We start from the raw sequence: 22,463 nt of genomic DNA, 5'->3' as shown, positions 1-22,463 counted from the left end.
TTGTAAAGTTTGTAAGGTTCATAAAGTTTATAAAGTTTGTAGACCTTGCGGATGCTTGATTTACGGGAGTATGAACCGATTGTAAGTATGGTCCGGAGGATGTCCGTAACTTTATAAACTTTATGAACTTTATAACTTTATAAACCCATTGCTTTTTTCTTGTCTTCCGGAATCGGGGTGAGTTTACCGCCGTAAGAGATGGAGGCACGGTTGTTGCTAGTCACGTTGACCGAGCATTTGCCGTTAGCGTACACCTCGATGTAGAAGTTGAAGACGTCGTTGCGGTTTCTCACGTTGAATTTGTACTCGATATAGTTCTTTTTCCGCTTTTTGATTACCTTGAACGACTCATCGTATATTTTGGCTTTCTCGAATTCTACCCCGCCTCCTTCACCGTAAGGCACCGAGTATGCCCGTCCGAAGAACGGCAGGCGTCCTGTGGCAATCGTATCAAGGAAGAAGATTTGTCCTTGGTTTGTCGCTAGGGAAACGTAACCTTCTCCACCGATGCGTTTTTGCCCGTACTTGGAGTTGATTGTTACGCTGCTATTGCCGCTGGGGTAAGCCTCGTCCACTTCGACGTAGAATATCCGGCTTTTCATTAATCGCTCTATCTTGCCTAGGGCGGCAGTATCCGTCTTCTGCTTTTTCTCCGCTACCGCGGACAGGCAGAAGAATAAAAGTATTCCTATCGGAAGGATTGTTTTCAGTGTTTTCATGTTCTTGTTGTTTTTCGTGTGAATATAACTCTTGTTGTATGTGTAACAAATTGCGTACCACTTCCCGCGTGGTGCAATTTCCATGACAAGATAATAAAAATAAGAATAAAATGCAAATTTTGAATGGATTAAGATGTCATGTTGCCCTGTTCGAGGGGTGATAAGGTCGTGAAAAGCGGTTGTCCCTTGCGGGCTTATTGGTAAAGGAACCGTTTTATGCTCCGCTTCGGGGTCTTCTCGAACTCTTCCTCGTGTATCTGTACGCGGACAATCTGGCTGTATGCCGGGAGTTGCTGGTTTACTGTTTTGCGGGTTTCGTTGACGATCTTGTGGAGGGCTTCTTTCGTGATTTTATTCTGCTTCATCGCTTCGGCGTCAGGGTAGACAAGGGCGGTGAGTTTCCCGTCTTTCTCGATCACGAGCGACTCCGCCACGTAGGGTTGCGCGTTCAGTATATCTTCGATCTCTTCCGGGTAGATATTCTGCCCGCTGGGACCTAGGATAAGGCTTTTGCTGCGCCCCTTGATATAGAGGTAACCATCTTTGTCCAGCACGCCGAGGTCCCCGGTGTGGAGCCATCCATCGGGGGAAAGGACGGTTCCCGTCGCCTCGGGGTTATTAAAATAGCCTTTCATGACATTTGCGCCTTTCGTGAGTATTTCGCCCACCTTGTTGAAGGGGTCGTCGGACTCGATCCTGATCTCCATGCGGTCTACAGCCTTGCCGCAAGAGGTGGGGCGGAAGGTCTGCCAGTGGTCGAAGGCGATTGCCGGACCGCATTCCGTCATTCCGTAACCCACCGTGTAGGGAAATTTCACGGAGTGGAGGAATGCCTCGACTTCTTTGTTCAGTGCCGCTCCCCCGACAGCGAGGAGTTTGAATCGTCCGCCGAAAGCATCGAGGATTTGTTGTTTGATCTTGTGGCGAATCTTGCCTCCCAGCACGGGTATTTTTAGCATGAGCTTGATGTGGAATCGTTCCAACTGGGGGAGTACGCGGCTTTTGATGATTTTCTCGATAATTAACGGCACTGCCACGATGAGGTGCGGGCGGATATCCGCGAATACTTCGCCTAGTATCTTCGGGGAGGGCATCTTTTGCAGGAAATAGATGTGTATCCCGCTGGCGAACGGGTAGATGAATTCGAAGGCAAGCCCGTACATGTGTGCCATCGTGAGGATGGACACGAGTTTCTCGCCGGGTGTGTAGCCCATCTGGTCGAGAGCGTAGCGGAGGTTCGACCACATACTGCGGTAGGGCAGCATTACGCCCTTGGGCGAGCTGGTTGTCCCGGAGGTGTAGTTTATCATCGCCAGTTCATCGGGATGTTCCACCCGGTAGTGCACGTCCCGTAATTGAAGCCCTTCCGGGTGTTTCTGCTTGAATAATTCTTCCAGCACGGGTACTGTTTCCGCCATTGCCGCATTGTCGGAAGAGATCACCGAGTAGTCCGCTATGGCAAGTATTCCCGCCAGTCCGGGCATTTCCCCGTGGTCGATGTTGTCCCACACGGATTTGCCGACGAAGAGCAGGCGTGCCCCGGAGTGGTTGATAATATGGTGTATGGTGTCCGGGCGGAATTCGTTCAGGATGGGAACGGCAACGGCGCCGTATGTCAGCGTGGCGAGGAAAACGATTCCCCAGTTCGAAGTGTTACGGCTGCACAGGGCAATCTTGTCGCCCGGTTGGATGCCGCTTCTTTCAAACAGGATATGTAGTTTCTCGATCCAGCGTGCCACGTCTTTATAATTGTGTTCCGCTCCCTGGTAGTCCGTGAGTGACGGCAGATGCCAATGTTCTTTTATGCTGTGTTCTATTAGTTTTAAAAAACTTTGTTCCATGACTCGGTCTGTTAATGTTATCATCGTTTATACTGAAAATCGGGTGTAAAAGTTGTGGGATACTATGACTGTCCGATGGAAAAAATGTTATCTTTGGAACGGTAATATGATGATTAGACGAAAGAAGTTATGGCATTGAGACAGAAGGCAGGCAAGGGCAGCAACGAGATGAAGATAGTCCCTCCCGTGGTGCAGGGGGTGAGGGAAAGCGTGAAAACGCTGGAGGAATTGTTGAGGGATGAGGAGGTGTGCGATGGGGTGTTCCGGAAGGAGTGTGTGGACGGGGCGGAGGTCGCCGATCTGGAATTGAATCACTGCGTGTTTAACGGGGTGACGTTTAGTAATTGTAGTTTCCGGGGGGCACAGGTGAGCGACGTGCGGTTCGAGAATTGCGATTTGTCAAATGTGTCTTTTTTCGAGGCAGCATTCTACCGTGTAGAGTTTGTCGCTTGCAAGTTGTTGGGGACGAACCTGGGAGAATGTAGCTTGAATCACGTGCTCGTGCATCATTGCAATGCCCGGTACGTGAACTTTTCCATGAGCCGGATGAAGCAAGTGTCGTTCGCGCATAGCGATATGCAGAGCGGGAGTTTCGAGCATTGCACATTCTCCCCGGTGTGTTTCGATACGTGTAACCTCACGGAAGCGGAGTTTTCCCGTGCCACGTTGCGGGGAATGGATTTTCGTTCCTGCCAGTTGGCAGGCATCCGCTTGAACCCGGAAGATTTGCGGGGAGTTGTCGTCACGTCATTGCAGGCGTTGGATTTTTCCCGGTTGCTAGGTTTGGTGGTAAAGGATGAAATAATTGAAAATTGAAGTACCCGAAGGGGGAAGGAGTTCATTTTCAATTTTCAATTGCAAGTGTCAGCAAATTGCAAGTGTTGTTAAATGTGGTGAGAGGTTGAAACCTTCGGGATTCGGTCACGTAATTATTAGCGACGTCGGAAAGAACGACGATTTATTTTTCGTTATAAAATAAACTAAACTAATTAAATTATGAAGACAGAAAATCCTATCACACCGGTTTTTGGGACAGATGAAGAGGCACGGGTTGCGCCTAAGTACGAGATGCCTGAGGGAATGATGCCGGGCGAAGTGGCTTATCAAATGGTTCACGACGAGGCAATGCTCGACGGGAACTCACGTTTGAATTTGGCTACTTTCGTGACCACGTGGATGGACGATTACGCCCGGAAGGTGATGACCGAGAACATGGATAAAAACATGATTGATAAGACGGAATACCCGCAGACCGCCGAGATCGAGCGCCGTTGCGTGAATATCCTCGCCAAATTGTGGAACTCTCCCGAGAAACCCTATTGCACGGGTACGAGTACCGTGGGGTCTTCCGAGGCTTGTATGTTGGGTGGTATCGCCGCCTTGAAACGTTGGCAGAAAAGACGCCGGGCAAAAGGTCTTCCCACCGATAAACCGAATTTCATCATTTCAACCTGTATGCAGGTGGTGTGGGAGAAATTCGCTATCTACTGGGATGTAGAGATGCGTATGGTGCCCGTGACCATGGACAAGATCACGCTTGACCCGCGGGATGTAGTGAAGATGTGTGACGAGAACACGATTTGCGTTGTGCCTATTCAAGGTGTGACTATCACCGGTCTGAATGATAACGTGAAGGAGATCAATGATGCGTTGGATAAATTGAATGCAGAGAAGGGGTGGGAAATCTGTATCCACGTGGACGCTGCCACGGGAGGTTTCATTCACCCGTTCATTGACCCGGACACGTTGTGGGATTTCCGTTTGAAATGGGTACTTTCTATCAGTACATCCGGGCACAAGTTCGGCATGGTATATCCCGGTGTGGGCTGGGTGGTTTGGAAAGACAAACAATACTTACCGGAAGAGATGAACTTTGCCGTGAACTATTTGGGGGCTAATATCCCGAGTATTTCCATCAACTTCTCCCGTCCGGGTAACCAAGTGCTGGCTCAATACTATCAATTCTTGCGCCTGGGTAAAGAGGGATACAGGAAAGTGCAACAAAATTGCCTTAACGTGTGCTTGTACTTGAAAAAACAATTACAAGAGACAGGATTGTTCGAGTTCTTCAGTAATGATATGCCGAACCCGTTGTTTATATGGAAACTGAAAGAAGACCCGAAACGCAACTGGACGCTGTATGATTTATCCGACGCCCTGCACGTGGAAGGATGGCAAGTGCCCGCCTACACGATGCCGAAGGCAATGGAGGACGTGATTATCATGCGTGTCGTTGTCCGCCAGGGTACGGGTATCGACCTTGCCGACTTGTTGATGGAAGACATTCGTCGTTGCGTGAAACAGTTAGACGCTTTGAAAGAACCGACTAACAGCGCTCTCGCGTGGAGAAACAAAGAACCGCAGAAACCGAGAGGGTTCAATCACTCTCGCTAGTAGCGTTGTTGCAATGATGTAATTGAGGAGGTGTGTTTCGGCACACCTCTTTTTTAGGTATCATCTTGTCATGTACTCGTGATCTTCCCGCGGGATTCCCGCTTGTTTCAATACAAAATGACGGCAGAAGATACATATTCTATACAAAAACGTGCTTTTTTGTATAGGTTTTGTATTGAAGTTGTATTGAAACGGGCGGTATGATAGCGGGGTGATGGCGGGAGCCTGGCTAGTTAGTTCCTTTCCGCTTGTTCTGGAATTTCGTGGTGACGTAAGCGGTGAAGATGGGGAAGAAGATCATGCCCGCGGCAGCGAGGACGACGGCGAGGATTTGTCCGATTTTCGTGACGCCGAAGATGTTGGAACCGACGGTAGTGACGTTCATGAGTGCCCAGTCGAAGGCATCCCAGTAGGTTTTCACGGGAGGATTTACATCATGTTCCATGTAGTAGAAGACGATGCTGCAAAAGTAAATCGTGGTGAACAGGATGGTGAGGTAGGTGATAAGCAGATTCGTGATCTTGCTGCGGGTCATCCAGCCGACGATAAGCGATACCCCGTATATACCCCGGGCAAGCGGGATAAGGCGTAGCAGGATCCACGTCGAGTGGGATATGCTGGTGGAAAGGTTGTACACGATGTTCAAATAAGGGATGGATACGATGAGGAAGAACAGGTTGTTCCAGAAGAATCGGGCTGTCCATCCGTCCGTGTACCATCTCACGAAGAAGTCGGCGAGGAACAAGGAACATATCCAGAGATGGAATTTTAATATAAATGATTCGCTCAGCGCTTCGTTGCCTTTCAGTAATTCAATGGAGGCAACCACGATGATAGCCATACTACCCAATAAAACAAAACCGTTGAGTATTTCTTCCAGTACCTTGCTTCTTTTCATGATGATTTAGTTTATAAGTCTATAAAGTCCGTAAAGTCTATAAAGTCCATAAAGTCTTTGACCCTGCGGGCGCTTTGTCTACGGCAGCTTGAGTTGCCATTAAATACAGTCCGAAGGACACCCGTGACTTTATGGACTTTACAGACCTTATAGACCTATTTTATTTCCACTTGGTCGCCCCCGAATACATTGACATTTAATTTCTGGGCGATGTATTTGATGGCCGCTTGTGCTTTCACGGAGTTTCCGGTTTCATCCAGTGGTGGCGCGAAAGCGGCAATGCCGAATAAACCGGGAACAACACCCAGTACGCCTCCACCTACCCCGGATTTCGCGGGGACGCCGCTGGTGTACAGCCAATCGCCCGTGTGCTCGTAGAATCCCACGGTGGCGATCAACGACGTGATTTTGGGTGAAAGTGACGGTTCGAATACCTGTTGTTTCGTCACGGGGTTCAACCCGTTGTTGGCGATGGTGCAGGCGGCGATAGACAATTGTTTTGCCGTTACCCCCATGGAACATTGGCGCGTGTAAAGGTCAAGTGACATATCCGGATCGTCGTATATCCGGTTAAAGTTTTTAAGTAACCATGCGATGGAACGGTTGTTGAAGTTTGTTTCGCTCTCGGATTTGTAAAGTTCGTCGAGTAATTTGAGGTCACTGCCACTTAATTCCCGCATATTGTCGGTGATGGCTTTCCATTTGGCGTCGCTATTGCCGATAGGTTTCACCATACTGTCAGCGGAGATCGCCCCGGCGTTCACGAGCGGGGTGCTGGGATGATCGTTTTCCAGCAAGATTGCCATGATCGAGTTGAAAGGCAATCCCGTGGCGTCAGCCCCGATCTGGTCGAGAACGGCTTGTGCCCCGTATTGGCGCAACACGAGTACTGCCGTGTAGACTTTGGATACGGATTCAATACCGAACACGTAGTCCGTGTCGCCTGCCGTGATGACTTCTCCCGAGGGGAGGCAAACGGATATGCCGAACAGGTTGGAATCGATTTTGTCCAGGAATGGAATATAATTCGCGTTCTTTCCTCCCTTCAAATCTTTCACTTGCGCGTGTGCCTCGTTTACTAGGTTCTTGAGGTCACTGGTTGTAATTGTTTTCTTCATACCTGTAATTTTAATTTAGAGTCTATAAAGTCCGTAAGGTCTATAAGGTCAATAGACCCCTGCGGGGCGCTTTGCTCACGGCAGCTGGAGCTGCCAGTTAAACACTGTCCGAAGGACACCCGTGACCTTGCGGACTTTATAAACTATTTTGTTGTTGTGTTTGTTTTTGTCGTTGTTGCTTGCGCGGGAGCGGCTTGTACCGGTTGTTCTTCCCAGTGGAAAGGTGCGATTTGCGCGTTCGGGTCTTTCCAGGACGGTTTACGCGAAGCGTAGATGATGAACGGGGTGGCTACTACCACGACGCAACCGATGATAAGCACGGAGAACCAAACGGTGGTGCTGCCCACGTCTATCTGTGATGGCGGGATAAAGCTCAGAACGAATGCCAACAAGGCTCCGCAGAAACCGAGCCCGCCGATGATCCATATCCCGGCATTGCTTTTCCTGCCGATGGCGAAGGGACGCTCTGCTTTCTTCATCTTGTAGCGAAGGACGATTGCCGCGGAGAACATTAGCAAGTACATGATGAGGTACAATAGTACGGTCAACTGTGACAGGATTTGGTAGAAAGATTGCACGGAAGGCATCACCACGAACAAGAGTGCCAGAATGGTAACGACGGCTCCCTGGATAAAAAGAATGTTCTTTTGTACACCAATTTTGTTGGTCCTTTGGAAGAACGGGGGCAAATACCCGGCCTTGCCCACGGTGAAAATACCTTTGGAAGGACCGGCAACCCATGTCAATACTCCAGCCAGCACACCGAACATCAAGGCAATGGCGATCACGGGTGAAGCCCAGCTGATGTGCAGGTATTTCAAGTAACCGTCGAAGCCGACCAGCAAACTCTGTGTCAGGTTGATGTCTTTTGCCGGGATAATCAAACCGAGGGCAAATGTACCTAGCACGAAGATAATAACGGTGATACCCGCGCCGATAAAGATGGCTTTCGGGTAGTTCTTGGAGGCGGGGGCTTTCACGTCCATTACGTGGATACCCATCATCTCCATACCCGCGTAGAAGAGGAAGATGCCCGAGGCGAGCACGAGGTTGTCGAAGTTGGTTAAGTCGGGGAAGAAACCTTGGCTCATGTCCATGTTGTTGTGTCCCCCGGTGGAGATGTAAATAATACCGAAGATAATCAGTAACGCTGCCGGGATAATAGTTCCGACCATGGCTCCGATTTTGGAAACTTTACCTACCCATCCCAATCCTTTCAGGGAGATAAACGTGGCGATCCAGTAGATGGCCAACACGGTTACTAGTGTAAAGATTTTGTTGGAGGCAAGAAGTGCATCCTCCGAGGTGTCCAAACCGATGTAAGCGATAGACACGGCACCGAACGTCAGTACGGTAGGATACCAAATTGTGCTCTCGATCCATTGCAGGAAGATCGCGAGGAAGCCGACCCGTTTCCCGTAAGCTTCACCTACCCAACGGAAAACTCCACCTTCTTTTTGGGAGAACATGGCGGCAAGTTCGGCTGCAACCAGTGCCGTGGGAACCAAGAATACAATAGCCGCGAACAAGTAGTAGAACGCGGAACTCAATCCGTAGACGGCTTCTGCCGGAAGACCACGGAGACTCACTACCGCGGCGACGTTCATGATCGCCAGGGTCATTACGCCGAGCTTCATCGCGGTACTTTTCGTGTTTGAATTTGTTGTCATCTTAAATTAATTTAGTTTAGAATTATATAAATTATGGTTAGTCTATTCTGCACTCTTGCATGCGGTAAATACGGGAGTTAACAAATGAAGGTTATTCCCCTCGCGATATTTAACTTTGCATTTGCATCCCGAGTGCGGGACTGTTTCTTCTAAAATAGGCATACACGGTGAACGCCCCGCCCAGTATCATGCTTAATAGGAACGGGAAGTAGGAAGCGTCCGTGGAGAACAAATCCTGCAACCATTGTGTGATAAACGGGTAGGTAATTAACGCCACGTAATTCATTGACATAACGAGTGCTAGGGCGTAAGTCGCGTGCGATTCTTCGGTACTGGCAGACGTCTTGTCATATATGATTGGCTGCATGCACCCGTATCCCAAACCGATGAGCAGGATGCCGATAGTCAGTATTACCAGCCCGGCTTTCAGTATGAATAAAACGAAGCCGAGGGTGATGCAGCAAAGGGCTATAAAATTAGTGTTTGTTTTTAATCCCGAAATAATGTTATTGATGAAGACTCCTGGAATGGTCATGGCAAGGAAAAACACGGATATGAGCGTACCGGATATGTCCGGGTCTTTATAGTGTTTTAAGGTTTCCATGTAAATCGAGAGGTTAAATGGCACGGTTACAACGAGAAAGGTAATAAAGTAGTAAAGTAGCATAAGCGCAACTGGCCACTGATGTTTTGTAGAGGTAGTTGTGGCGGTTATGGTTCTCAGGGGAGTCACTGGTGGTGGGGTCGATTTGAGCTTGAAGGCAAACAGGAGCGAGATTCCGGACAGACAGTACACCAGAAAAGCGTAGTGCCAGTTGATGTCCGCGAGTACTCCGGCGAGGAAGGTTGCCAACACGAGGGTCAGATTCGTGATCGAGGAGGCTATACCTAGTTGCCTTGTGCGGTATCGTTTGGTGAAATTATCCGCGATAAGTCCAGTGGAGAAGGGGATAATCATTCCTGCTCCCACTCCAAGCAAGGCGCTGACCACGAGTAATAATGACAGAGAATTACTGAACGGGTATATGATACTACAACCGAAGAAAATAGCCAGTCCTATAATGAGTATCTTTTTCTTGTTGACGTGCAAGGATAGTCGTCCTGCCAGCAAGATAAAAGGAACGATAATAAACGAGGGAAGAGATTCTAACATTTGGAGTTCCAGGTCGCTTGCTCCTTTGAATATATGTTGAAGATCGCCTAGTATGGGTGAGATCGCCAGCCCGGGAAGAGAAGTGACCATAGAAATAGAGTAAATGGCAAGAAGTGCGGTGAGCGAGATCGTGCCATGACCTGTCTGTGTTTTCATTTTGGTTTCGTTTAGTTTTAGTCCCTATACGATTTGACAAGAAAAAAGTTAGAAACGAAAGAAGTTTAGAGTTTAAAATTAAATCAATAAGGTTTTTCTCCTTGTATGATGACCGCCTTGCCGTTGTTCAGCGTTGTTGCAAACAGGTAAGTATTGCCGCCGTCTTTGATCTTGCCGCGGGAACGGATTTCATCCGCGGATATTTTAAAGTTGCGGGTGGTAATGTTGGCTTTCGGGAGGGTCTTGGCGATCTGCTTGAGCCATTTGCTTGAGAAGTCAAAGACTTCTTGAACTTGGAATATCCTGCCGGGGAAGTCGTTGACAAGCGTGTCTCCCGTGTACAGGTGGCTATGCTGGTGTAGCTTGCTTAGATTGTAATGGATAGCCGGGAGCTTGAATGCTCCGCTTTTCAGTATAGAACTGTTGGGCTCGTAGAGGTATTTCCCCACGGTATCGGTCAGGCGGGAGGGGGCTTCCTTTTCTTCTTCCGGCGTGAACGCGAAGTATTGTTCTGTTCCGGTGGAGGCAAAGTTGACGGTATGAACGGTGATCGCTTTGTTCGCGGGAGTCGCTTCCAGCACGAACAGGAGTTCCTTGCATTCATTTTTAACGGACAGCACGTGGATGTCGGTCGTTTCGGGCAGGAGGGAAGCGACGGCGGTAATATCCTCCATGGGGGACATTTTCACGATCAAGCGTTTGCCTCGGGTTAGAAGTTGTTCTTTTATTTCCAGTACGTTAGGTTCGTAGTCGGCAAGGGCGAAGATGCGTCGGTTGTCACGTGTCCGCCGGGAAGGGTCGATGTAATAGGTTTCCGCTGCCAGCGTACCCGCTACTCGTGTGGCGTCCTCGTTGATAACCTCGATATTTTCAGTCCCTAGAATTTGGAAATTATAGCGTGCCGCCTCGCAATAGAGGGGATTCTGTTCGACGTAAGTCACGTGGCTCGCGGCACGGGAGAAAAAATAGGAATCGACGCCCATCCCTCCCGTGAGGTCGCAGAGTGTGTCACCTGTCATGAGTCGTGCTTTGTAGTTCGCCGTGAGTTCCGAGGAGCATTGCTCCGTTGCCAGTTCCGAGGGGTAGAATACGGCTGTGTTGGCGTACCACGAGGGAAGTTTGGTTCTGACTCTTTCGCGTGCCCGTATCTGTTCCACGGCAATGGCTACCCGGTTGTCCGGGTAGTTCTTTTTCTGGAATTGCAGTTTGTTCGGGTCATCGTCAAGGTGTTCCCGGACAAAGTCGAGTATTTCTGAAGACAATGGCATCGTGTCGGGCGTTGTTTTTTACTCGTGCAAAAATAAGGAAATTAATCCAGTATAAACAACGATTGTTCGTCAAATCCATGAGTTGTCAGTTGCAGATCCGGGTTATACGGCAAGGTGAACCAGAAGTATGAGCCTTTGCTAACAGTGGATTCCACGCCAATTTTTCCGTCTAGTTTCTCGATAATGCTTTTGCATATAGGCAACCCCAATCCCGTGCCATGTATGAACGAGTTGAGTTTCACGAAGCGTTCAAAAATGTGCTTGGTGTTCTCTGGTGGGATTCCGATACCCGTGTCCTCCACGTAGAATTTGATCTGTTCGCCTGTGATGCGATACCCAAGGCGGATGTTTCCTTTCTCCGTGAATTTGATGGCGTTATTGATAAAGTTGGACAGGATTTGAAAAATCCGGTTCCTGTCACTATGGAGGAAACATTGCGGGATGCGGTCTTCAAACGAGAGCGTCACGTTCGATGATAGTTTCATGACAAGAGAGTAAACCACTTCCTCGCACAATTGGTTGACGTCGAAATCGGCGAGGGTGATGTCGAATGTCCCGGCTTCGATCTTGCGATAGGTCTTGAATGTCTCCGTGTTGTCGATCACGATAAGCAGGTAGTTTTCGATATTGTGGTTTGTGTCGTAAAGACAGGTGCACTTCACGGTTAGTTTCTTGTCCCCCGAGTATTTCGTGTTGTAATATACCTTGTCTACATTCGAGAATTTGTAGGTAAGCGGGAACATAATCTCTTTGCCTTGGCGCGGTTCTTCTAGTTTTTCCCGCGGGAGGTTGGGGTTTTCAAACAAGTTGACCCCGAGCACGTCTTCTTTCCGGTTGAAGCCGAACATCTCGCTTTCGACTTCGTTCAAGTCAAGAAGATCCCCGTTCTTGTCATAAATCTCGATACCCACGGGGATGTTCTTGTATATGTTGCGGAGCATTTCTTCGCTGTGGCGGAGGGCTTTGATCGCTTTCATCTGTTCCGTGATGTCCGTGAATAAAGCCACAATTTCTCCTTCTCCCGGGGAGTAGAGGATCAAACGGTATTGTACACCCGTTTCTTTCATGACCCGGGTACTTTCCCTGATCTCTTTGCTTGTGGAAAGTTTATGCAGGTTATGTATGGTGTTTATATCTTTGATGCCGAATTCCTTTGCGGTTTTTCCCGTGAAATGGTTCAGGGGAGTGCCCGATATTTTGCTGAACGCGGGGTTGGAGTCGAGGTATTTGAAGTCGCGGGCTTCCCCCTTCTCGTCGTACAACATTTGCAGGCGAAGGTACCCGATCGGCATATAGTCATATAGCTTTTGCAGGTGTTCCCGTTGTTCTTGGGCTTCTTTTTCCGAGGCTCGCAGCTCGATGCAGATGTTGATGATATTCGAGATTGCGAAGAACCATTCTTTGTCTATATGACTCCACATCCGGGGATGGTCGACGATGTCTATTCCCATGTATCCCCAGATGCCGTCACTTGAAGCGAGGGGAACGATCAGCAGGGAAGCGATGTTCTGGCGTGCTAGCGTTAGCTTGTCGGGTTCCGCCTCGGGAGGCAGTTCGTCAAGGTGGTTGATAACGATCGAGATGTTATTGAGTATTTGTGTGCTCCACCACCCGTTCCGGTTAATATCCATGTTTTGCAGCGTGTCTATTTCCGGTTTCACGTTGGGGCGTGTTGCCTCGTAGATACAGCTTTGCGTGTCGTTTGCTTTGTTGTATTTAAATATATAGGTTCTGTCTCCGTCGAATTGTCTTAGTATTTCTTTTAGCGTATCGGTGATGACTTGATCGGAATCCGGAGTCTTCAAAAAATTGGATAAAGATTGTGACAGGGAGTACTGGCGCAGCATCAGTTCCTTTAACTGGCTTTCTTCTTTCTCCTCTGACATGAAAATGTTTTCTTCTTCTTCTTCTTCTAGTATTTTGGAATACCCGATAGCGATGATAGTCCCATTTTGGCTTATCACCTTGTTCCCGATTCTGGAATGTATCCACATTTCCCCGTACCGGGTCATGATGGGGAAAATCTCGTCGTAATAGTTCAGTTTTTTTAGGTGCACGAGATTTTCGACCACTCGTTGGCGGTAGTTCTCGTTAATCAATTCCAGTAACTGATCCACTGTGAGTGTGTTGCTTTCGAGAGCGAGCAGGTCTGTAATATAATCCGAACATACGATCTGGTGTGTTTCAAAGTTCACTTTCCACCATCCTATTTTGGCGGTCTTTTGTAGTTCTTGGAGAATAAGCGCTTTTTCTCGCAGGCATTCTAATTCACAGTTGGAGATTATGGTGTTACCTGTTGTTGGCATAATCATACACGTTTTTTGGGACTCTAGTTAAAATTCTAAATAGCCGATCAATTGGTTTACAAAAGTAACAAAATAATCCTATATTGCTACGATTTGGTATGAAAATCGTTGCTGGGTGGGAGAAAGGGACGGATTAATTTTGGATTATTGGTGAATTCGATGTTCCTTTGCGGGACAAAAATCAATACTGACGTGCTGGAACGATTAAAAACATGGATGTTGCCATTGGCGATGCTAGGCGGGGGTATATTCTACTCCTTTTTCAACTTGTTTGCTTTTTTGACCCCTTACTTGATATCGATCATGTTGTTGATTACGTGTTGTCGTTTGTCGATACGTGAGATGCGTTTTACCCGTTTGCACGCGTGGATGTTGGCGATACAGGTTTTCGGGAGTCTTGTTGTGTATGGGGCGATTTGTTGTTTCGACCGGGTGTTGGCGGAAGCTATGCTAATATGCGTGTTGGCTCCCACTGCGGTAGCGGCAACTGTAATCACAGGGATGCTCGGGGGTAGCGTGCCTTGTCTGGCGAGCTATACGCTGGTGAGTAACTTGTGCGTGGCGGTAGTTGCACCGCTTGTATTCTCGTTGGTAGGAGCACAGGGGGATTTATCGTTTGGTCAGTCTGTATGGCATATTTGCAGTCAAGTGGGACCCTTGTTGTTGCTGCCTCTTGCCGGGGCTTGGGTACTAGAGTATTTTGTCCCTTCCGTGCATAAGATGCTGCGTGCCCGCCAAAGTATTTCATTTTACTTGTGGTCGCTGGCATTGACGATTGTCACTGGGCGGACGGTATTCTTCATCATGCAGCAGGATAGCAAAAATTACGGTGAAGAATTTCTGATGGCTTTTGCTGCGCTGTTGCTTTGTGCCGTGCAGTTCGCTCTCGGTCGCTGGATCGGGAAAAAATATGGAGAGACGATTGCCGGAGGACAGGGATTGGGACAAAAGAATACAATCCTAGCTATTTGGATGGCACAAGTTTACCTGTCGCCTCTTTCTTCTATTGGTCCGGCGGCATACGTCCTATGGCAAAATAGTATTAATGCCTATCAGTTATACCGGAAGAGAAAGGCTGTAAATAGCGTTGGGGACGGGCGATTGTAATATCTAAAGTTTTGTATTCTCGTTAAATTATACTAACTTGCGTCCATGTTGTCGTTTTGTGGATTAATACACGATATAATGGATAATTGGAATGTAATACGGACTTTTACCAATCCCCAAGATGCCCATATGGCAAAGGCTTATCTTGAGTCGCTAGGGATAAATGCCATGATCGAAGACGAGCTGGTGCAAATGTATAACTTTGCGCTGCATTCGGCGGGAGGTGTCAAGTTGCTGATCTGCGATCAGGATTGGGAAGCGGGTGTGCTTTTTTTGTCGGAGGGCGGATATATTCATCCGGCAGACTTGGTACCGGAGGATGAGGTGCAGCTGGTGGATCGTGTGATGGCGATAAGCCTTGATACTTGTCCGTTTTGTCATTCTGAAAATATCGGCAAGCAGAAGATCCGGACGTGATTATTAGAGCTGTGTATGCTTTATTAGGGGGTGTGTTCCCGATGTTCAGAACCCTGCGCAAATGTTTTGATTGTGGTAAGGAATGGAAATATAAAAGATAAGGAATTATGAAAGAAGTGGAATTACCGGAAATTGATAGTGAGAAATTGAAAAAAGAAGTGGACGAGTTGTTCTCGGACGAGGAAAAGAAAAAATTGTATATAGAGATATTGACCACAAGCGTGCAGGAAGCGAACGCTTTGACCAATCTTGTGGCGTTATTGGTGGAGTTCCCGGAAATCGTGCATGACCCCGAATCACGTAGAAAGATGCATGAAACTTTGGAGTCTCATCGCCTGCAAATGGACGAGTTGAACGAGAAAATCAAGCATCTGAAATAGCCACATATCTCGTTGGAGTGTTAAAGTCCGGTATTTTTTTGTTGCTAAATCATTTTAATCGTCAATAACTAAATTTTTAATTTTTAACTGTCCGAGTCTTTTTGTTTATCAGGATGAATCCGACGATGATAAGTACAAGAGATACTGGATCATGCCACGAGAATTTCTGCAACCCGAGGAGGATGGAAACGGTGGCTCCGGTGATGGGGAGCAGGTAGATGTACACGCTTTCTACGAAGGGAGTGATGTATACGAGTGCTTTCAGGTTAAGGAAGTAAGCAATCATGGTGGCGAACACGAGCACGAAGCCCAGTTGGAGCCACACGTGTATCGGTGCGGCGGTAGTGAATATCGGTGCGGTGAGGGCTTGATGGATACCGAATGGCAGGGTGATAATCAATGCCGCTAGACTCATCCACCGCATGACAATGACGGAGTTGAATTTTTGAGTATAAGGTTTTATCAAGATGAGATAAAGGGCATTGAACACGGACGAAACGAAGATGAGAACATCTCCCGTGATTGAATCCTTGACGGCTCCGGCATGGGGAGAGATGGAAACGTATATTGTCCCGGCAAGCCCGAGGGCAATACCGATTGCCTTGTACCAGTTGAAAGAGGCGTGTAGCAGGAGTACAGCCAAGGCTATCACGATGATCGGTTGTGTGGTACGAATAACGAAAGCGTCGACGGGTCCGGTCATGTTCAAACCGTTGATATAGAGTAGTAGATTGCCCCCGATACCGAGTACGCCCCCGAGCATCATCATCAAAATGTCTTTCCTTGTTGGTTGGGTTTTGCCTTTCATGGGGATAAAACATGAGATCAACCAGAATCCCGCCGCCATAACTGCACATCGGAGCAACACGAGCCCGTGGGGTCCTATCCACGTGGGCATGAGAATCTTCATGAAGTTCGTGTTGAAACTGTATATGATTATCGTGGACAAGACCATAAGATGTCCTATGATCTCTTTCGGTTTTCGGGTTGTTTCCATTTTCATCTATTTTTCGGGTAAACGGAAACGAGGAAGAAAAGGTTTACTGATTTGGAGATTCTATATAATTTTAGATTTCTTGATTTTAGATTGAACTATCTCCCTGCGTCTAGGACTCAATCATTAAATCTAAAATCGATCGGGGATAATTGTCGTGATTTACAATTTTGTTGCAGGAAATCTTTCACAAGCTCAGTATGACAAAACGTAGTCTTGCGGATTAATTCGTTTGTCCCTTACACATATCAAGAGCCGCATCTCCGGCGGGAATGGGTTCCCTCTTGATGGAGAAATGGAAACGTGTACCGCGTCCCTCGGCAGAGGTAAACTGGATGGTGCCGCCCATGGCTTCGATGTAAGCTTTACAGATGGCTAACCCGAGTCCCGGTCCTTCCGTGAAGGTGTTTGCCTTGTAGAATCGCTCGAAGAGGTGGGCGTGAATCCTTGTCGGCATACCCTTTCCGGTATCTTCGACAACGAAGTTTATCATGTCCTGTTCCTTGCTCAAGGAATATTCCAGTCTGATGTGTCCCCGGTTCGTGAATTTTTGTGCGTTCGACAAGAGGTTGACGATCACTTGAAAGAGTTTCTGCTGGTCGGTATAGACGAGCAGTTTAGGGGTATCGCACTCCATGTACAATTCCACGTTCGGGTGGGTATTGTTCATGCGTATCAGCAGAATGTCTTGGCAGAATTCATACAAGCAGAATGTGCTCATTTGCAAGTCTATCTTGTGTGCGTCTATTTTGGCGAGCCTTAACACGTCGTTTGCCATATGCGACAACAGGTCGGAATGTTCGTATATCAGATTCATGTACTCGTTGCGCTGGTTGTCGGTCAGCGTCTTGTCGGAGCTGACGAGGTTCGCCCATCCCAGGATGCAATTCAGCTGATCGTTGATGTCGTTGCCTAGTTTTTCAAGGAACGAGAATTTCGATTTCTCGATGCGTTCCGTCTTGTCCAGGGCGTCTTGTAGCCTGATTTGGGCTTGTTTCAACTCGGTAATATCGTGGATGGTTATTAACATTTGGGGACGGTGATTAACGTCCATGTAGGAGCCCGAGACGGAAACGTTGCATTTCAACGACTTTTTCTCGGAAATGCGTAGGCTGACAATGGCTTCCAAGTTCGTGAAATCTCTTTTCTCGTGGAAAGCATCGGTGATGGCAGCCCGTATGGGGCACGTTTGACAGAGTTCCCCGTTGCCGCATCCTTTTTGGAAAGAATTCACGCACCGGAGAAGTTCGCCTACCCGTTTTTCCAGCTTATCGTCTTGGGTATTAGTTATAGTATAATAATTCGTCCTTTCTACAATAAAATCCCGGTCGATTACCAGAATATACGCTTTGATGTGTTGCAGGATAAAATCAAATAATGCTCCTGATACTTTTACTTCTTTTCCTTTTTTGCAGACTGCCTGCTTCGCTTGTAAGTACAAGCTCATAAGTATTAAAATAATGCCGATTAATATTGTAATGATAATATAATCATTCATGCTACACGCTTCTAAATTCACCACAAAGTTTGTTATAATTTACCGATGTTCCAAAAGATCGTTTTAAAATTTTCAATCTTTTTGAAGAAATCGTTCTGACGAAAAAGTCCCATAGTAGCTTGATTTGTGACTCTATGTGTTGATTGCCAGTGATTCAGAGACAATGCGGCACATTTATTATATCCGGTTTTTGAGTCATAACCGAGCTCGGGATAAGTTATTCCCGACACACTTGATTCAGAGCACACTCTCGTACTCTTTGTGACGGGCAACGTAGGCTCGGGCGAAGGGGCAAGTGATAATCACTTTCCAATTCTTTTCTTTTGCATATTCTAGGGTACGTTTGACGAGTGCCGACCCGTAGCCTTTGCTTTGCAAGGATTTCGGCACGAACGTGTGGATAATGTTGATGCCTCCATCAAAAGGCTTGTATTCAACAACGGCTGCCTGTCCGCCGTCTTGAATTTCGAACATATGTTTTTGTTCATTATGAGTGATTTCCATATTTTGAGTGTTTTGAGTTTATTTCTACTTGGTGTACGTTTTTTTACCATGTGCAGTTTCAATCTTGTTCGTTTTTTTTACATGGCTGATCTCTATATAGGGTGAATATGAAATTATAATTGTCGAATGTCAGCCGGAGGGGGGAGTTTATCATTATATTCCTGCGTGATTTTTCAACAATTTATGCCGTGTATGAACCGCAATTCTGCATATTTAATTTTCAATTGTTTCTTGTAACGTCGAAAGTACTTTTATCGTATTTATTTTATGAATATATTTGTAATCTTCATTAATCTAATCATAAACGAATAGATCATGTCTCATTTACCGACTTTGATTACTGACCTGGCACTTATTTTAGTATCCGCCGGGATTATTACACTTTTGTTTAAATGGCTTAAGCAACCCCTCGTGCTGGGATATATTGTGGCGGGGTTGCTGGCGGGACCTTACGTGCAGGTATTTCCGACGGTGGGGGACATCGGGAATATCAACACGTGGGCGGAGATCGGGGTAGTCTTCCTGCTTTTTGCGCTGGGGTTGGAGTTCAGTTTCAAAAAGCTGGTGAACGTGGGATCGACGGCGTTTATCACGGCAATCACGGAGGTGGTGACGATGCTGATCGTCGGGTATCTCGTGGGGTACGCGATGGGGTGGTCAACGATGAACTGCATTTTCCTCGGTGGAATGCTTTCTATGTCGTCGACGACTATTATTATAAAAGCGTTTGATGATATGGGGCTGCGTGGTCAATGTTTCACGGGGATAGTCTTCGGGACGCTGGTTGTGGAGGATTTGGTGGCGATATTGATGATGGTATTGCTTTCCACGATGGCGGTCAGCCAGCAATTCGCCGGGGAGGAACTGGCAATGAGCGTGTTGAAGGTTGTTTTCTTTCTTGTGCTTTGGTTCTTGATAGGAATATTCATTATTCCCCTGTTTTTGAAGAAGGTAAAGCGACTGATGAACGACGAAACGCTGTTGATTATAGCTCTCGGGCTGTGCCTCGGTATGGTGGTGCTGGCGACGGAAACCGGATTCTCGGCGGCTCTCGGGGCATTCATCATGGGGTCTATCCTTGCCGAAACGGTGGAGGCGGAACATATCGAGCATATTATCAAGCCCGTGAAAGATTTGTTCGGGGCTATTTTTTTCGTGTCGGTGGGGATGCTGGTCGATCCGGCGGTACTCGTGGAGTACGCCCTACCAGTGGCGGTAATCACGCTGGTGACTATCGTGGGCAAAGCCTGCTTTTCGACGCTCGGGGTGTTGTTGTCGGGACAGACGTTGAAGACTTCGGTCAAGTCTGGGTTCAGCCTGGCGCAGATCGGGGAGTTTGCTTTTATCATCGCCTCACTGGGGGTGTCGCTGAAGGTGCTTGATGACTTTGTTTACCCGATTATCGTTGCCGTGTCGGTTATCACGACATTCACGACTCCTTATTTTATCCGTCTTGCCGATCCTTTTGCCGGATGGCTGTACCGGGTGTTGCCCGACCGGGTGTGCCTTTTCCTCGATCGTTACGCCTCGGGGGCGAAGACGATCAATCACGAGAGCGACTGGAAACGGTTGCTGAAGAGTTTCCTGGGACGGGTATCCATATATAGTATATTGTTGACGGCAATATTTCTGCTTTCAACGCACGTGATACATCCTTTTATGATCGAACAGTTCCCGGATTCGGTGGTGCTCGATAACGTGGTTACTACCGTGGTTACGTTGTTGTTGATGACACCTTTCCTGATCGCCTTGATTTCGAACAAGAATAACACACCGGAGTTGTTCATGAGCCTGTGGAACGACAGCAAGTACAACCGGGGACGGTTGGTGCCGCTGGTGCTTTTCCGGGTATTCGTGGCGATATTATTCGTGTCACTGGTGTTGATTCGCTATTTCCATATCCAGTATGGGGTACTGATTATCATTGCGGCGGCTATCGTGGCTTTGATTACGCTTTTCCGGCGGGATTTGAATCATTACATGAAACTGGAACGGCGTTTCATGACGAACTTGAACCAGCGGGAGGAAGCGGCTCGGCGGAAAAATCCGTTGAAATCGAGTTTTCACCGTGATCTCAGTGACAAGGATATTCATTTGGCGGCAATCACCGTTTCTCCGAATTCCGCCTACGCGGGGCTTCCTCTCGACGAGCTTGCTTTCCGCGAGCGCTATGGGGTGAGCGTGGTGGAGATTATTCGCGGCGACCATCGTATCAATATTCCCGACAGGATGGAGCGGATTTATCCACAAGACCGGATGGTGGTCGTGGGAACGGACGAGCAGATACAGCATTTCTCGACCGACATGGAGCGGATACAGGCGGAAAACAAGGACGGGATCACGACGGAGGAGGTGTCCTTGCAATCGTTTACTGTGGACGAGGCTTTCGCTTTCCGGGGACAAACCCTTGCCGAATCGAACGTGGGTAACCGCTACAATTGTTTGATCGTGGGTATTGAACGGGACGACGACGAGATTATGAACCCGACGAAACATACGGTGTTTCAGGATGGTGACCTCGTTTGGGTCGTGGGAGAGAAGGATAACATTCGGCGAATGATACGGGGTAGTGAATAATTTTTCAACTTTTCACTTTTAATATTCGATTGTTTTTCTCACCTTTATAACCGCCTCTACGTGATGTGGCGTGGATGGGCGCGTGAATTGTTATTAATTATTTAATTCCTTATAAGTCATGAAACAAACCTTGACATTCAACCTTTCCACGATAGCGTCGACGGAAAGTAAGATTAACGTCGATGCCTTTGACGAAAGCATGGAAGCCTTCGAGAACGGGGAGTACTTGAAAGCATTCCATACCCTCCTCGATTACGTGGACCCGGATTTGCGGGAGAAACACGGTAATCCGGCAGGGACAGAGTTCAACGTGCCGCACGGTTCTATCGTGGTAACGATCAAGATAGAGGACGGGCAGTTGTACGTCACCGCGCCATTCCTCGCTTTACCTGAAAAGGGAAGAGTGCCTTTGCTTCGGCAAGTGGCGGGCTTGAACTTTAACGATATGGATTTGGCACGCATCGAGTTACATGACGAGCGGCTTTATTTCGAGTACAGTTGCCCGCTCGCTTTGGCACAACCTTACAAGATGTATTACGTGCTGGAAGAGATATGCCGCACGGGTGACAAGTATGATGACGAGTTCGAAACCAAGTTTGGTGCGCAGCGAATTTATGAACCTAAAGTAACTCCTTTCGATGCCGAAACGTTAGATAACGTGTACGAGGTGATTCAGTTGAGTTGCCGCGAGTGCATGGATGCCGTGAAGGGCTTCGAGGCTGACCGGAAGTTCGGTTTCGCATGGAACGTGCTCGATTCCACTCTTTTAAAAATACTTTATTACGCCCACCCGCAAGGACAATTGCTCAACGACCTCAACAAAGCGGTTGCCGAGATGGATCGTGAGGATATTCCGCTGCCCGAGGTGGTAATTGCCGGGAAATCCGTGGTTGCCCGCTTGCAGGCGATGACGAAAGAGGAATTGGCGGAAGATCTTTATTTCGTGGAAACCTTTATCTCCCCGAAACGCCGTTCTAACCTCAAGAACATACAGGAGAATTTCGAAAATACTTACGATCGGGCAACGCAGGCGTTCGAGTCACGCGATTACATGACGTGCTGCCTTATGATTGTCTACAAGTTCTACGAGATGTATTTCTACAACGACGTGCAGGATGACGTGAACGCCGTCGTGACACGTGCGCTGGTGAAAACTTCCGCTATGCCGTGGGATGAGGCTGCTCCCATCCTCCACGAGGCGATGGATAACATTATGGAAGGCGAGCTTGATGCGGATGACGATGATAACATGGACTTCGGTAATGTAGACATGACGCAAATTGCCCAGAATATGCAGCAGGCAATGCAACAAATGATGCAGGGCGGCGGTATGCAGGAATACCTTGCCAAGGTGCAGGCATTGCAGATGCAGATGATGCAAGGGCAGATCAGCATGGAAGATTACACGCGCCAAGTGCAGGAGCTGGCAGCCGGGTTGGGAAACAATCAATAAACAGGGATGA

Annotated in this window: 18 protein-coding genes; 7 read left to right on the top strand and 11 right to left on the bottom strand. The window is 47.8% G+C overall.

What is annotated here, in order from left to right; all coding sequences use genetic code 11:
• Positions 1-137: 137 nt before the first annotated feature.
• Entirely contained in the window at positions 138-719 is a 582-nt protein-coding gene (locus tag BN8899_RS19720) for a DUF4251 domain-containing protein (RefSeq protein WP_169503692.1), read from the bottom strand.
• Between the two features lie 194 nt (positions 720-913).
• Positions 914-2,560: an AMP-binding protein gene (locus BN8899_RS19715; RefSeq protein ID WP_018339062.1), complete on the bottom strand. Its 1,647-nt coding sequence runs from the start codon at positions 2,558-2,560 to the stop codon at positions 914-916.
• Positions 2,561-2,689: 129 nt separating this feature from the next.
• Between BN8899_RS19715 and BN8899_RS19710 the strand changes: the two genes are divergently transcribed.
• Positions 2,690-3,376 (top strand): pentapeptide repeat-containing protein, encoded by a 687-nt coding sequence (locus BN8899_RS19710; RefSeq protein WP_018339061.1) that lies wholly within the window; start codon positions 2,690-2,692, stop codon positions 3,374-3,376.
• Between the two features lie 180 nt (positions 3,377-3,556).
• Positions 3,557-4,954, top strand: a complete 1,398-nt coding sequence (locus tag BN8899_RS19705) for a glutamate decarboxylase (RefSeq protein WP_018339059.1) — start codon at positions 3,557-3,559, stop codon at positions 4,952-4,954.
• Between the two features lie 229 nt (positions 4,955-5,183).
• Here BN8899_RS19705 and BN8899_RS19700 read toward each other — a convergent pair whose 3' ends face one another.
• From BN8899_RS19700 to BN8899_RS19675, 6 genes are all read right to left on the bottom strand, one after another.
• A complete protein-coding gene (locus BN8899_RS19700) occupies positions 5,184-5,852 on the bottom strand; it encodes an ion transporter (protein WP_018339058.1) in 669 nt (222 codons plus the stop codon).
• A gap of 155 nt (positions 5,853-6,007) precedes the next feature.
• The gene (gene glsA / locus BN8899_RS19695) at positions 6,008-6,970 is read right to left on the bottom strand and encodes a glutaminase A (protein ID WP_065220619.1); all 963 of its coding nucleotides are present in this window, start codon (positions 6,968-6,970) and stop codon (positions 6,008-6,010) included.
• Positions 6,971-7,113: 143 nt separating this feature from the next.
• Entirely contained in the window at positions 7,114-8,640 is a 1,527-nt protein-coding gene (gene gadC / locus BN8899_RS19690) for a putative glutamine/gamma-aminobutyrate antiporter GadC (protein WP_065220618.1), read from the bottom strand.
• Positions 8,641-8,749: 109 nt separating this feature from the next.
• Positions 8,750-9,949: an MFS transporter gene (locus tag BN8899_RS19685; protein WP_065220617.1), complete on the bottom strand. Its 1,200-nt coding sequence runs from the start codon at positions 9,947-9,949 to the stop codon at positions 8,750-8,752.
• Positions 9,950-10,032: 83 nt separating this feature from the next.
• The gene (locus BN8899_RS19680) at positions 10,033-11,217 is read right to left on the bottom strand and encodes a class I SAM-dependent methyltransferase (RefSeq protein ID WP_065220616.1); all 1,185 of its coding nucleotides are present in this window, start codon (positions 11,215-11,217) and stop codon (positions 10,033-10,035) included.
• Between the two features lie 41 nt (positions 11,218-11,258).
• Positions 11,259-13,523 (bottom strand): sensor histidine kinase, encoded by a 2,265-nt coding sequence (locus BN8899_RS19675; RefSeq protein ID WP_065220615.1) that lies wholly within the window; start codon positions 13,521-13,523, stop codon positions 11,259-11,261.
• Positions 13,524-13,682: 159 nt separating this feature from the next.
• Between BN8899_RS19675 and BN8899_RS19670 the strand changes: the two genes are divergently transcribed.
• From BN8899_RS19670 to BN8899_RS19660, 3 genes are all read left to right on the top strand, one after another.
• Positions 13,683-14,630, top strand: coding sequence for a transporter (locus tag BN8899_RS19670; RefSeq protein ID WP_231932464.1), 948 nt, complete (start codon positions 13,683-13,685; stop codon positions 14,628-14,630).
• A gap of 78 nt (positions 14,631-14,708) precedes the next feature.
• Positions 14,709-15,047, top strand: coding sequence for a putative signal transducing protein (locus tag BN8899_RS19665; RefSeq protein ID WP_018339051.1), 339 nt, complete (start codon positions 14,709-14,711; stop codon positions 15,045-15,047).
• Positions 15,048-15,154: 107 nt separating this feature from the next.
• The gene (locus BN8899_RS19660) at positions 15,155-15,427 is read left to right on the top strand and encodes a hypothetical protein (RefSeq protein WP_018339050.1); all 273 of its coding nucleotides are present in this window, start codon (positions 15,155-15,157) and stop codon (positions 15,425-15,427) included.
• 76 nt (positions 15,428-15,503) lie between these two features.
• Here the strand turns inward: BN8899_RS19660 and BN8899_RS19655 are convergent, their stop codons facing one another.
• From BN8899_RS19655 to BN8899_RS19640, 3 genes are all read right to left on the bottom strand, one after another.
• The gene (locus BN8899_RS19655) at positions 15,504-16,424 is read right to left on the bottom strand and encodes a DMT family transporter (protein ID WP_082987182.1); all 921 of its coding nucleotides are present in this window, start codon (positions 16,422-16,424) and stop codon (positions 15,504-15,506) included.
• Positions 16,425-16,644: 220 nt separating this feature from the next.
• Positions 16,645-17,868 (bottom strand): sensor histidine kinase, encoded by a 1,224-nt coding sequence (locus tag BN8899_RS19645; RefSeq protein ID WP_187376964.1) that lies wholly within the window; start codon positions 17,866-17,868, stop codon positions 16,645-16,647.
• Between the two features lie 288 nt (positions 17,869-18,156).
• The gene (locus tag BN8899_RS19640) at positions 18,157-18,423 is read right to left on the bottom strand and encodes a GNAT family N-acetyltransferase (protein WP_018339046.1); all 267 of its coding nucleotides are present in this window, start codon (positions 18,421-18,423) and stop codon (positions 18,157-18,159) included.
• A gap of 315 nt (positions 18,424-18,738) precedes the next feature.
• On the opposite strand from BN8899_RS19640, the gene BN8899_RS19635 reads away from it, so the two are divergent.
• Complete coding sequence (locus BN8899_RS19635) at positions 18,739-21,000, top strand: monovalent cation:proton antiporter family protein (RefSeq protein ID WP_065220612.1); 2,262 nt, start codon at positions 18,739-18,741, stop codon at positions 20,998-21,000.
• Between the two features lie 118 nt (positions 21,001-21,118).
• Complete coding sequence (locus BN8899_RS19630; protein WP_065220611.1) at positions 21,119-22,453, top strand: type III secretion system chaperone family protein; 1,335 nt, start codon at positions 21,119-21,121, stop codon at positions 22,451-22,453.
• The last annotated feature ends 10 nt before the right edge of the window (positions 22,454-22,463 follow it).

It is taken from the genome of Butyricimonas sp. Marseille-P2440 (assembly GCF_900091675.1).
Classification (GTDB): Bacteria; Bacteroidota; Bacteroidia; order Bacteroidales; family Marinifilaceae; genus Butyricimonas; species Butyricimonas synergistica.
Note: the sequence above shows the minus strand (reverse complement) of the source record. Positions and strands in the feature narration are given on the sequence as shown.

Coding starts and splice junctions, on each gene's coding strand:
- BN8899_RS19720 (WP_169503692.1), bottom strand. CDS start 719: ATGAAAACACTGAAAACAATCCTTCCGATAGGAATACTTTTATTCTTC.
- BN8899_RS19715 (WP_018339062.1), bottom strand. CDS start 2,560: ATGGAACAAAGTTTTTTAAAACTAATAGAACACAGCATAAAAGAACAT.
- BN8899_RS19710 (WP_018339061.1), top strand. CDS start 2,690: ATGGCATTGAGACAGAAGGCAGGCAAGGGCAGCAACGAGATGAAGATA.
- BN8899_RS19705 (WP_018339059.1), top strand. CDS start 3,557: ATGAAGACAGAAAATCCTATCACACCGGTTTTTGGGACAGATGAAGAG.
- BN8899_RS19700 (WP_018339058.1), bottom strand. CDS start 5,852: ATGAAAAGAAGCAAGGTACTGGAAGAAATACTCAACGGTTTTGTTTTA.
- glsA (WP_065220619.1), bottom strand. CDS start 6,970: ATGAAGAAAACAATTACAACCAGTGACCTCAAGAACCTAGTAAACGAG.
- gadC (WP_065220618.1), bottom strand. CDS start 8,640: ATGACAACAAATTCAAACACGAAAAGTACCGCGATGAAGCTCGGCGTA.
- BN8899_RS19685 (WP_065220617.1), bottom strand. CDS start 9,949: ATGAAAACACAGACAGGTCATGGCACGATCTCGCTCACCGCACTTCTT.
- BN8899_RS19680 (WP_065220616.1), bottom strand. CDS start 11,217: ATGCCATTGTCTTCAGAAATACTCGACTTTGTCCGGGAACACCTTGAC.
- BN8899_RS19675 (WP_065220615.1), bottom strand. CDS start 13,523: ATGCCAACAACAGGTAACACCATAATCTCCAACTGTGAATTAGAATGC.
- BN8899_RS19670 (WP_231932464.1), top strand. CDS start 13,683: ATGTTCCTTTGCGGGACAAAAATCAATACTGACGTGCTGGAACGATTA.
- BN8899_RS19665 (WP_018339051.1), top strand. CDS start 14,709: ATGGATAATTGGAATGTAATACGGACTTTTACCAATCCCCAAGATGCC.
- BN8899_RS19660 (WP_018339050.1), top strand. CDS start 15,155: ATGAAAGAAGTGGAATTACCGGAAATTGATAGTGAGAAATTGAAAAAA.
- BN8899_RS19655 (WP_082987182.1), bottom strand. CDS start 16,424: ATGGAAACAACCCGAAAACCGAAAGAGATCATAGGACATCTTATGGTC.
- BN8899_RS19645 (WP_187376964.1), bottom strand. CDS start 17,868: ATGAGCTTGTACTTACAAGCGAAGCAGGCAGTCTGCAAAAAAGGAAAA.
- BN8899_RS19640 (WP_018339046.1), bottom strand. CDS start 18,423: ATGGAAATCACTCATAATGAACAAAAACATATGTTCGAAATTCAAGAC.
- BN8899_RS19635 (WP_065220612.1), top strand. CDS start 18,739: ATGTCTCATTTACCGACTTTGATTACTGACCTGGCACTTATTTTAGTA.
- BN8899_RS19630 (WP_065220611.1), top strand. CDS start 21,119: ATGAAACAAACCTTGACATTCAACCTTTCCACGATAGCGTCGACGGAA.